Origin of the sequence: Psychromonas arctica DSM 14288, from assembly GCF_000482725.1 — a bacterium.
Classification (GTDB): domain Bacteria; phylum Pseudomonadota; class Gammaproteobacteria; order Enterobacterales; family Psychromonadaceae; genus Psychromonas; species Psychromonas arctica.
The window spans coordinates 145,283-156,904 of record NZ_KI519477.1 but is presented as its reverse complement, the minus strand read 5'-3'; the positions used below and the strand labels follow the sequence as shown (position 1 = coordinate 156,904).

The 11,622-nt window shown below is 37.9% G+C and carries 10 protein-coding genes; 1 reads left to right on the top strand and 9 read right to left on the bottom strand.

Features of this window, described 5'->3' with window-relative positions; translation table 11 throughout:
• From H592_RS22265 to rplU, 6 genes are all read right to left on the bottom strand, one after another.
• Positions 1 to 258 (bottom strand): transposase (locus H592_RS22265; RefSeq protein ID WP_169727659.1); only part of this gene is annotated, 258 nt, incomplete at its 3' end.
• Positions 259 to 662: 404 nt separating this feature from the next.
• Positions 663 to 1,823: a mechanosensitive ion channel family protein gene (locus H592_RS22260; RefSeq protein WP_084296275.1), complete on the bottom strand. Its 1,161-nt coding sequence runs from the start codon at positions 1,821 to 1,823 to the stop codon at positions 663 to 665.
• 211 nt (positions 1,824 to 2,034) lie between these two features.
• Positions 2,035 to 2,898 carry a mechanosensitive ion channel domain-containing protein gene (locus H592_RS0112250; RefSeq protein ID WP_051369158.1) on the bottom strand — a complete coding sequence of 288 codons (864 nt, stop codon included), beginning with the start codon at positions 2,896 to 2,898 and terminating at the stop codon, positions 2,035 to 2,037.
• 446 nt (positions 2,899 to 3,344) lie between these two features.
• Positions 3,345 to 4,511 (bottom strand): Obg family GTPase CgtA, encoded by a 1,167-nt coding sequence (gene cgtA / locus H592_RS0112240; protein WP_028869012.1) that lies wholly within the window; start codon positions 4,509 to 4,511, stop codon positions 3,345 to 3,347.
• A gap of 152 nt (positions 4,512 to 4,663) precedes the next feature.
• On the bottom strand, positions 4,664 to 4,921 hold the full coding sequence (gene rpmA, locus H592_RS0112235) for a 50S ribosomal protein L27 (RefSeq protein ID WP_025563510.1): 258 nt from the start codon (positions 4,919 to 4,921) through the stop codon (positions 4,664 to 4,666).
• 16 nt (positions 4,922 to 4,937) lie between these two features.
• On the bottom strand, positions 4,938 to 5,249 hold the full coding sequence (gene rplU / locus H592_RS0112230; RefSeq protein WP_025563511.1) for a 50S ribosomal protein L21: 312 nt from the start codon (positions 5,247 to 5,249) through the stop codon (positions 4,938 to 4,940).
• A gap of 357 nt (positions 5,250 to 5,606) precedes the next feature.
• Here rplU and ispB point away from each other — a divergent pair, with 357 nt between their 5' ends.
• A complete protein-coding gene (gene ispB, locus H592_RS0112225) occupies positions 5,607 to 6,578 on the top strand; it encodes an octaprenyl diphosphate synthase (protein ID WP_028869011.1) in 972 nt (323 codons plus the stop codon).
• A gap of 575 nt (positions 6,579 to 7,153) precedes the next feature.
• On the opposite strand, the gene treC is transcribed toward ispB, so the two are convergent.
• The 3 genes from treC to treR all read right to left on the bottom strand — a co-directional run bounded on the left by treC (position 7,154) and on the right by treR (position 11,539).
• Positions 7,154 to 8,854 (bottom strand): alpha,alpha-phosphotrehalase, encoded by a 1,701-nt coding sequence (gene treC / locus H592_RS0112220; protein ID WP_028869010.1) that lies wholly within the window; start codon positions 8,852 to 8,854, stop codon positions 7,154 to 7,156.
• Positions 8,855 to 8,947: 93 nt separating this feature from the next.
• A complete protein-coding gene (gene treB / locus H592_RS0112215; RefSeq protein WP_028869009.1) occupies positions 8,948 to 10,387 on the bottom strand; it encodes a PTS trehalose transporter subunit IIBC in 1,440 nt (479 codons plus the stop codon).
• Between the two features lie 186 nt (positions 10,388 to 10,573).
• Complete coding sequence (treR, locus tag H592_RS0112210) at positions 10,574 to 11,539, bottom strand: trehalose operon repressor TreR (protein WP_028869008.1); 966 nt, start codon at positions 11,537 to 11,539, stop codon at positions 10,574 to 10,576.
• Positions 11,540 to 11,622: the final 83 nt, after the last annotated feature.

Genomic DNA, 11,622 nt, shown 5'->3' with positions numbered 1-11,622 from the left:
AAAATACAACGCCCAAAACCACTTTAACAAAGGTAAATGACTACGATGAAAAAGAGTACCAGCCAAAACAGAAGTTTGCTTGTGACATTTACTACACTCAGTTACTTTTCTACTAATTAACTCAGAGCCTTTGTCATGCATGCATCGAGGGCATATAAAACCATTTGGCCATTTAAGTGTTTTTAGATGCGCGATACAATCATCTTCAGTATAAAATTTACGTTGCCACGTTAAAAAACTAGCTTCTGGAGTTTTCATAACTTTCACCTCGTCAACAAACTGTTTATACATACAGTATAGACGATACCTGACTCAAGTGCAGAAGCATGTAAAATAATTTTAAAAAAACAGGTGAAAATGATATCTGCTCTTTGTAAATATAGTGTATGTACATAGCGTTCGATAAAAGCAGTTTTTATTCCCGCCGCTAAGTTAAGAGAAATGACCGTTTCAAATATCAACGGTCGTTTCTCTTTATTATACCTTTGCTCTATCAACACTTTCTCTATAAACATTGTTTAGTTCTAGCGATGACAAAACTCCACACTATCAACACAGTTTTACAGTACCAGCGTCATTTCTCACTATCGCTAGATTTATAGCAAAAGCCAGTGACCTAAGCACTCCTATTACCTATCAAGCAAAAGTATTAGTTAACCACCCTATTTTACCGTTTCAGGCTTCTCATACTTTTCATATTTATCGTACTGACTACTTTCGTGCTTATGGTTATCATTAAAAAGCATTTTATGATCGTCTTTATTAAGATGTAACTGACGAGTAGGGAAAGCAAACTCAGCACCATGTTGTATCACAATATCTGCAACCTTTAATAATACATCCTGCTTAACTTCATGGAATAAAACCCAATTAGTGGTTTTAGTAAACGTATAGATAAAGAAGTCTAGTGACGAGTTATTAAATAAATCAAAGTTCACAATCAATGTTTGAGATTGATCTATATCGGGATGATTTTCCAACATTTCTCTGACAGATTTAATGATCCCTTCGATTTGTTTAATATCTTTATAACGCAGGCCAAAGTTCTCTTTAATGCGTCGATTGGTCATACGCGATGGGTTCTCTACAACAATCGTAGTAAATAGACTATTAGGCACATAAATAGGACGTTTATCAAAAGTGCGAATACGCGTTACACGCCAACCGATTTCCTCCACTGTACCTTCAATAGATTTATCTGGGCTACGTATCCAATCCCCAACTTTAAAGGGTTTATCCATATAAACCATGGTCGCACCAAATAAATTTGATAATAAATCTTTGGCTGCCATACCAACAATTAGCCCCCCCATCCCACCAAATGCGAGCACACCAGAAATACTCACCCCTAAGGTTTGAATAATAGATAGCGTGATAATAGTAATGATGGAAAGTTTTGCTAATTTAGCCAATGCAGTCACAGTGGTTGTATCTTTTGCATCATCAGCAACGTAGGTATGCTCTGCTTTATAGACTAAGCGCCAGAATACCCACCCCACTATAAATAGAATCGCGACTTTTTGCACCACAGGTAAATAGTCAGAGATAACCAAGTCTTCACTTTCGGCAACGACCCTCAGTGACATTGAGGTCCCCATTAACAAAATCACCCAATTAATGGGTTTATTCACTCCATAAAAAACTATATCGTCCCAATTATTCGACGTTTTAGAAATTACATTTTCAGTTCTTTTTGCAAAGTAACGCCAAATTAGTTGCAATATCATTGTAAGACATAACATAAATGCAAAGTTAGCAACCCAGTTACCAATATTTAATGAAAGTAACCAAGTACTTACATAGACTTCAGCCTGTTCAATCATATGACTCCTTAAAAGAAAAAACATTATTATAAATAATGATGAAAAGGGGATAAAAATAAGCCCTCATACTATCCCATGATGTGTCGCAATGCCTAGTTAACAAAGGCCCCACCACCTTGAGATTCAATTCTACCTAGGTAATAAATACCTAGATAGGATAACACCTGGACCTATGAGGATGTTAGTCTGCTTGTCTCAACAACAGTTCATATTACTTTTTATGTAAATAGAGCTGTGGATATGGAATATCAATTTCGGCATTATCGAGTGTATTTTTAATGCTTTCAGTTAAAGCAAAGCGAACAGACCAATAGTCAGCAGATTTAACCCAAGGACGTACCACTAAGTTAACACTTGAACTAGCAAGTTCAGAGACCGCAACTTGTAAGCTTGGCTCTTTTAAGACTTTCTCATTTGCCAGTACCGTTGCTTCCAGTAACTGTCTCACCTGTTTCAAATCAGCCTGATAACTAACGCGTATGATTAAATCGATGCGACGTTCAGGTTTGCGCGATACATTAACGATATTACCTTTCAAAATAGCTGAGTTTGGTACAAAAATAAGCTTATTATCCCCCGTTCTTAATATGCAATTAAAAAGCTGAATGGATTCAACGGTACCAGCAGTGCCAGCAGCTTCAATAAAATTTCCCGCAGTGAACGGTCGTAGTGCCACTAACAGAACCCCAGCAGCAAAATTAGATAACGAACCTTTAAGCGCCAAGCCGATTGCTAAACTAGCGGCACCAATGATTGCGATTAAAGAGGCCGTTTCAACACCTAAATGCCCTAAGGCAGCAATCCAAGTAATAATAATTAATGCGTAATGGGTAATCGCAGACAGAAAGTCGACGATGGTCATGTCTATTGCTTTGCTTTTTAATCTTTTAGCCAAAAAAACTGACAACCCTCGCGCTATATTGTTCCCTACAATAATAATGACTATTGCGATGACAATATTAAGAATATGGCTTATAAACAATTGATGGTGTTCGCTAAACCAGTTAATGCTTTGTTCAATAAAGCTCGTCTCAGATATTAACGAGCCTACTGTTGGTTGTTCTTGTGGTGACATAGTAACTCCTAAAATGCCATGTAATAACGTTAATTAAGATAAATAGCGGTTCAATCTTGCTAGTTAAAACACACCACTTTTGGGTCAGAAATTTTGCAAAGGAAACAGCCATCTGCCAACGTCTCTGATTTAAATTGAATCATTTTTCCTGCGCGATATTTGGTCACATACTTAATAGAACGGGTATAATAATTCAGCTAACACTAACTTCAACTAATTCTTATGTTCAGGAGTCAAATGACTGTTTTTCAAATAGATAATCAATAACAATGAATGCGATGGACTAGCAATGAAAACCAAAGGTAGCGTGGTAGATAAGATAAATAAAGTAGATAAGGTAGATAATAAGGCAGGCTTATTGTTACAAAAACAAAAATGACCAATAACCTAGCTTTAATAGCAGACTATTGGTCATTCAATTAATCAGTTAATTAAGTGATTAATTATTATTCGTTAACATACACGATGTTTGGATGATCATCCCACTCGTCATCATCATCGTCGTCAAGATGCACAGCACCTTCAACAGCGTCAATGGCAGCTTTATGGTAATCATCCCATTGGAATTCAACTTGCTGACGCTCTTCTTCTGGTGTGAATTCTGTAGGTAACTCTTCAAGGTAAGCAACCAACTCTTTACACACGTCATGAGTACCTGTCTTAGAGATAGCAGCTACTTTATAAACAGGTCCATCCCACTGTAACGCGTCTTTAACACGTTGCATCACTTCTTCGGCTTCATCTTCTAATAACAAATCAGTTTTATTAAAGATTAACCAACGTGGCTTTTCTGCTAGTTTAGGGCTGTGTTTTTTTAGCTCTTCTAAGATAACTAAGGCATTCTCAGCCGGATCACTTGCATCAGCCGGTAACAAGTCAATCATGTGTAATAACACACGACAGCGCTCTAGATGACGTAAGAAACGTGTACCTAAACCTGCACCATCAGAAGCACCTTCAATTAATCCAGGAATATCAGCAATAACAAAACTATTACCATGTCCCATACTCACTACACCTAGGTTAGGTATTAACGTAGTAAATGGATAATCAGCTACTTTAGGTTTTGCAGCAGAAACACTTCGAATAAATGTCGATTTACCAGCATTAGGCAGACCTAACATGCCTACATCGGCAAGTAATAATAACTCTAATAATAAGTTACGTACTTCACCAGCTGTTCCTTCTGTCTTTTGACGAGGAGCACGGTTAGTAGACGTTTTAAAACGTGCATTACCTAAGCCATGAAAACCGCCTTTAGCGACCATTAGCTTTTGACCATTTTTAGTTAAGTCACCAACAATCTCACCAGTATCATCATCACGACAACGTGTACCGACCGGCACTTTGATGATTTTATCTTTACCACGAGAACCCGTACAGTCAGAAACTTGACCATTTTCACCACGTTCTGCGTTATAAAAACGAACAAAACGGAAATCAATTAAAGTATTTAGGTTTTCATCAGCTTCAAGGTAAACATCACCACCGTCACCACCGTCGCCGCCATTAGGGCCGCCACGAGGAATATATTTTTCAGTACGAAAGCCGACTACACCGTTGCCACCGTCTCCAGCATCAACTTTTATTCTTGCTTCATCAACAAACTTCATTACAACCTCCAAAAAACATATTCGCTACTTAAGTAACGATGATTATACCCATTTCTATTGATCATAGATCACATTTTTTATTTTCAATAGAAATAGATAGACAAAAAAAAACCTCGCATTTGCGAGGCTTTTTAAAATTTGCTTCGAAAAAACTATTCAGCAACAATGCTCACGAATGAACGTAAAGGCATGCCTTTCTTTTCGAATTTAACAGTACCAGTCGCTTTAGCGAATAGTGTGTGGTCTTTACCTAGGCCAACATTTAGACCAGCGTGGAATTTAGTACCACGTTGACGAACTAAAATGTTACCAGCTAAAACAGATTCGCCACCAAAACGTTTAACGCCTAGACGTTTACTTTCTGAATCACGACCGTTATTAGTACTACCACCAGCTTTTTTATGTGCCATTTTTAATAACTCCTAATTAAGCGTTAATCGCAGTAATTTTAATTTCAGTAAACCACTGACGATGGCCAGCTTGTTTACGAGAATGTTTACGACGGCGGAATTTAACGATTTTAACTTTTTTACCACGACCGTGAGCTACTACTTCTGCAGTAACTTTACTTCCTTCAACGTATGGAACACCAACTTTAACGTCTTCAGCACTTGCTACTAATAGAACTTTATCAAATTCTACAGTTGCACCAGCTTCAACATCAAGTTTTTCCAAACGAAGAGTTTGTTCAACAGCAACACGGTGTTGCTTGCCACCACTCTGGATAACAGCGTACATGTTTCTTACTCCGTTCAGGCATCTCGTGTTGTTCTATTTCAAACATAACATCGAGAGCGCACTAATTAATCACAATGGACGCGGATTCTACAGAGACATTCGCCCTTTGGCAATCAGTTTTGGCTAAAAAATTACAATTATATTATCGTTAAATTTACACGCTCAAAAAAAGCCCAAAAAAGCATCAAAAATCAGCAAAATAAAACATTAAAAATCAATTAAATAGTTGTTAAGCATGCCCACTGCTAATAAATTACCTTTAAGCCTTTGTTAATCGCCATCGGGTGTTGAGATATGTTCAATAAACGGCAATAATACATGCACTATTTTCAAGACATCCAATGGGACTTTTTACGCATGGATATTAAACAAATTCAGCAGCTTTCTTCAACCAGCATGACTCAGGTAAATCAATTGATTACTGAACAGTTAAGCTCTGATGTTGCGTTAATTAATCAACTCGGCTTTTACATCATTAATAGTGGTGGTAAACGTATTCGCCCACTTATCACCGTATTAGCTGCACAAGCGATTAATGTCTATTCTCCTAACATTACAAAGTTAGCGGCAATTATTGAATTCATCCATACCGCAACCCTATTGCACGATGACGTTGTTGATGAGTCAGACCTTCGCCGCGGAGAGAAAACAGCTAATGCTTTATTTGGTAATGCAGCAAGCGTACTTGTCGGGGATTTTTTATATAGCCGTTCTTTTGAAATGATGACTGAGCTTGAAAATTTCAAGGTAATGAATGTTTTAGCCAGCGCGACTAATGTCATTGCTGAAGGAGAAGTATTGCAATTAATGAATTGTAATAATCCCGATACTTCTGAAAAAACCTACATGGATGTGATCTATTTTAAAACTGCAAAATTGTTTGAAGCTGCCACGCAATTAGTTGCTGTGTTAGGCCAACAACCTCAAGCGATAGAAGATGCGTTACTTAATTACGGGACTTACTTAGGTACTGCTTTCCAATTAACTGATGATGTTATGGATTATGCGTCCGATGCGCAGGAGATGGGTAAAAATACCGGTGATGATCTAGCTGAAGGCAAACCCACTTTACCGCTACTGTATGCAATGCAACATGGTACCGCAGCTCAAAGTGCTTTGATTAGAGAAGCAATTGAAAAAGCCAATGGTATGCAACACTTTGATTTGATCATGCAAGCATTGAATGAAACGAAGGCGCTTGAATATACTAAACAACGTGCAATGCAAGAAGCAGATAAAGCCATTGATGCGATTGCTATTTTGCCTGAAAGCGAATACAAAGAAGCGTTGATCAGCCTTGCACATATTGCTGCAAATCGAGTGAGTTAAGACAGATTGACAGAAATACAAAGCAAATAATGTTTTAGTAACAGTACACTTCTCATTACTACAGTGATAGTAATCAGAAGTGTACTGAAGTTATACCAATCTGAATAAATAAATGGTCTATTTACACGTTACATGGATGATCACAAGGCGTTGTTCACAGTAACTAGCTACTCTCATCACACAAAATCCGACGTAACGATTTTACAACTTTAGCTGCCCACAGAATGTTTAAAACAATACGTTCTCAGTCAAATTAACGACTAAGTTAGAGTTCATTTTAACAAGTATAAATGACTACATAATGACTTAGATTAGTATTATGCGAGCACAAGTAAAAAGGCGCTACGAGAGATAACTTACGTAGCGCCTTTTTGCGCTTACTCTAGGGTCTGTTGATCTTTCAAGTTTATTTTTGCAACGAGTTGCTGGCTTTTTATACAGGCCTGAGCTTATGACGTGTGGTTATTCCCCATAAATAAGCGAAAACGCAGTAGAAATAGTCAGCAAACGTTTCCCTACGGTGAACAAAATTTAAACGGCAAAGATCAACAGCCCTAACCTTCCCTTAACTGCTTTTATACTTTTTCTAGCAGGACTAAGCTTTCAAAAGGGCGTAATGTGATAGCTTTACTTGCTAAACTATTTATTACTTGCCCATTACTATCCACTCGTTCGAGTTCGTTATAGTTAGCAATAATCACCCTTGTATTTTCTAAACAAAGTGACTCCGGCAAAGCATAAGTCACTTGCTCTGAGGAGAAATTATTAATGCATAATAGCTTCTGTTCAGGGATAGTGCGCTGATAACAAAATAACTGTTCATGCTCAGGACAAAGATCCTGATAATCCCCCCAACAAATAACATCTAATTGTTTACGTAACATCAATAATTTTTGGTAATGATAAAAGACAGAGTTTTTGTCTGATAGCGCAGCTTCAACATTAATATCAAGATAATTACTCGCCACTTCTAACCACGGCTGCACATCACTAAATCCAGCTTGCTCTTTTTTATTCCACTGCATAGGGGTTCGTGAATTGTCACGAGATTTACTCGCTAAAATAGCCATCACTTGCTGCTCTGTTTTCCCCTGTTCAAGCATGATTCGATGCATGTTAATGCTTTCAAGGTCACGATACTGACTGATTAATTGATAGTCAGGATTAGTCATCGCAATCTCTTCACCTTGGTATATATAAGGTGTTCCCTGCATCATATGTAGGGCACTGGCGAGCATTTTAGCTGATTGCACACGGTATTCCTTATCATCTCCAAATCGACTAACAATACGCGGCTGATCATGATTACACCAAAAAAGGGCAGACCATCCTTTATCATGCATTCCCTGTTGCCAGTAATTAAATATTTGCTTTAATTGCAGCAAGTCTAACGGTGCGTTGGTCCACTTATCACCATCCTTATAATCCGTTTTAAGATGATGAAAGTTAAATACCATCGACAGTTCAGTTGCATCGGTTGCAGAATATTGTTGGCAATGTGCAAGGCTAGTTGAAGACATTTCTCCCACGGTAACCGAACCATACTTATTAAATACAGACTCACTTAATCGCTGTAGATATTGATGTGCACGTGGCCCATCGGTATAAAATTTTCTGCCATCGCTATCATCCTCGGGAAAAGAGGGTTGCTTAGAAATTAAGTTAATCACATCTAAGCGAAATCCATCGACACCTTTTTCAGCCCAAAAGCTAATAATATTCTCAACTTCTGCACGTACTTGGGGATTTTCCCAATTCAAGTCTGCTTGCTGTTCTGCAAATAGATGTAAATAATATTGACCACTTTTTTGATCAAATTTCCACGCACTACCACCAAATTTAGATTGCCAATTATTAGGCTCTGCGCCCTTTTTTGGGTCCTGCCAAATATAATAATCGCGATAAGGGCTATTTTTATCTGCGAGTGCAGATTGAAACCATTGATGCTCTGTAGAAGTATGATTGACCACTATATCAAGAATAATACGGATCCCTTTTTGATGGGCAGTAGACAATAAGGTTTCAAAGTCTGCCATATCCCCAAAATCAGGATTAATATTATAATAATCAGAAATATCGTAGCCATTATCAATCATTGGGGAGCAATAAATAGGTGTTAACCAAATAGCATCAACGCCTAAGGTCTGTAAATAATCTAATTTACTAATGATACCTTTTATATCACCTGTTCCTTTGCCACCACTATCGCAAAAACTTTTAGGATAGATTTGATAAATAGTTGCTTTACGCCACCACTCGTTGTGTAAATTTTTCATAGAGTACTCGTTAGGCGAATGAAAAATCATCCGCTATTATTTGAAATTGCTAATTATTTAAAGTGAAAGTTAAAATCAACCTAAAAAGAGCTGTTAAGACAGCGCTGCTGCTTCATCTTGCCCTTCAAGCTTATGGTTTTTCTCAGCTCTTTTATAAAGTACGATGGTTAATATAATCGGCACAATAATGGCTGCTAACATCGCGACAAAGAACACCATCCAGAACTGTGGTTGTATAGATAAAATGCCAGGTAAACCGCCCACACCGATACCGTTAGCCATCACACCCGCACTACCACATATACCAGCAGCAACAGCAGCACCGATCATCGCGCTCAACATTGGAAATTTATATTTAATATTAATCCCGTACATAGCCGGTTCAGTTACCCCAAGAAAAGCAGAAATAGCAGCTGGTACAGAAATCTCTCGTTCATTAGCCTTTTTACTTATCCAAATGATGCCAACAACAGCTGAAGCTTGAGCAATGTTAGATAATGCAATAAGCGGCCAAATTGGCGTGCCCCCCATGTCCTGCATTAACTGTAAGTCCACCGCATTAGTTGTGTGATGGATACCAGTGATCACTAAAGGTGCATAGAAGAAAGCAAAAATCATTGAACCAATCACCGCAAAATCGCCAGTCATCGCCATTTTCGCTGCATAACCAACATAATTACCAATTTCACGGCCGATAGGGCCTATTATTGAATGTGCAAGAATAACTGCGACTAACAAAGAGATAAAAGGTACTACCACAAGGTATAAATAGGCTGGAATAACACGTTTCAGGTTAACTTCAATATAAGCTAATGCCATCCCTGCAAATATAGCGGGTATAACTTGTGCCTGATAACCTACTTTTTCTATTACAAAGAAACCAAAGTCCCATACACCTGGAACTTGTGACCCAATATTGTAGGCATTCATCAATTGTGGAGAGACTAGTGTAATACCCAATACAATCCCTAAAACCGGTGTTCCTCCAAGCTTTTTAACCGTAGCCCAACACACCGCAACCGGTAGAAAGTGGAAAATAGCTTCGCCTATTATCCATAAAAAAGAATGTACAGCAGCCCAGAAGGTACTTATTTCTATTAACGTTTGCCCATCAAACATACGAATATCACCGATGATATTCCTAAAGCCTAAAATTAAACCACCGGTAATAATAGCGGGTAATAAAGGAACAAAAATCTCAGCCATATGAGAAATACTACGTTCTAAAAAACTCATATTTTGACGTGCGGCGACCTTACTCTGCTCTTTAGAGTCACCACTGTGACCAATGAGTGTGTTTAAAACCTTATAAACATCATCAACTTCTGTCCCGATCACAACCTGAAATTGTCCTGCATTAGTAAAGCAACCTTTTACCATTTTTAAGCTTTCAATTTTTTTAATATCAGCCGCATCATTGTTATTTAAAACAAAACGAAGCCTTGTAAGACAGTGACTAACACTAGCGATATTTTCTTTTCCACCTATAAATTCAATCAAGGAGGCGATATCTTGTTCTTTTATTTTACTCATAATAATATCCATTTTAGCAATTAAACCCACAAAATGGGAGCGCTCCCATTAACTGGTCAAATGATAGCCAATGAAGAAGGTAAATAAAATAAGAGCTGACTTAGAATGTGGTTATGATCACGAAACAAATGGGAGCACTCCCAATATATGCGAGTGATATCAATTTATACTATTTTTGAGCGTTAATTATTCAGATTCTAGGCCCGGCTCTAGGGTCGCAGCTTGAATAAGGTGCGTTACCTTCTGTTCCCCTGATAACTGTTTAAATAACAATTCAGCTGCATTTTTTCCTGCATTAAAATAACCAGGATCAATACTGAATGTATTCTCAAAAATAAACGGAAGCATATCTGAAGCCCCTATTCCGGAAACAATGACGTCACAACGCTGAAGCTCTTGTAATCGTTTTGCTACACCAATCGCTAAAGTATCACTAGCGCATACGATTGCTTGAGTATCGGCTGTTAACACCGCATCCGTCAAATCATAGGCACTATGATGACTTAGTTCACCGGTTTCAAAACGGCTAGTTAACTGATGTGCTTTGCAATAATCCAAGTAAGCATTAAGCCTCATCAAACCTGTTGTTTTATCTTCAGGGTTCACGCCAAGGTAGCTAATAACTTGCTTTCCTAACTGCTGAAGGTGCCCCATCGCTTGCTGGATCATGCCATAATTATCGTAACCGACCGATGAAATAACATCACTATTAACAGCAATGACAACCGCTTTTTGACCTAATAATTCTAATGACGCTAAATCATAATCACTAAAGCCAAATAGGATAATACCGTCAACATGGCGCTTCTGTAGAACAAGCAAGTGCTCATCTGTTTTGCTTGCACTAAGCTGTCCTTCCATGATTAAGGCATCGTAACCATTCGCATAAATAATTTCTAATAGACCACTTACGACCTGATTTTCAGAGACAGATGATAATCGAGAGACAATGATCCCAATCACCTTGCTGGTACCTCCGCCCATCATTTGTGCTGATTTAGAAGGAATAAACCCAGACTCTTGGATAACGCGCTGTACTTTTTCACGTGTACTTACTTTTACTTTAGGATCGTTAGTTAAAACACGTGACACCGTTGATTTTCCAACGCCCGCTAGTTTAGCAATATCCATGATAGTTAATTTTTTAACCATGACTGCTATTTTCCTTAATACAAAAAAGCCCTCTATATTTTACAATATAGAGGGCTTTTTAAAACAAATATTGTATTGACTAA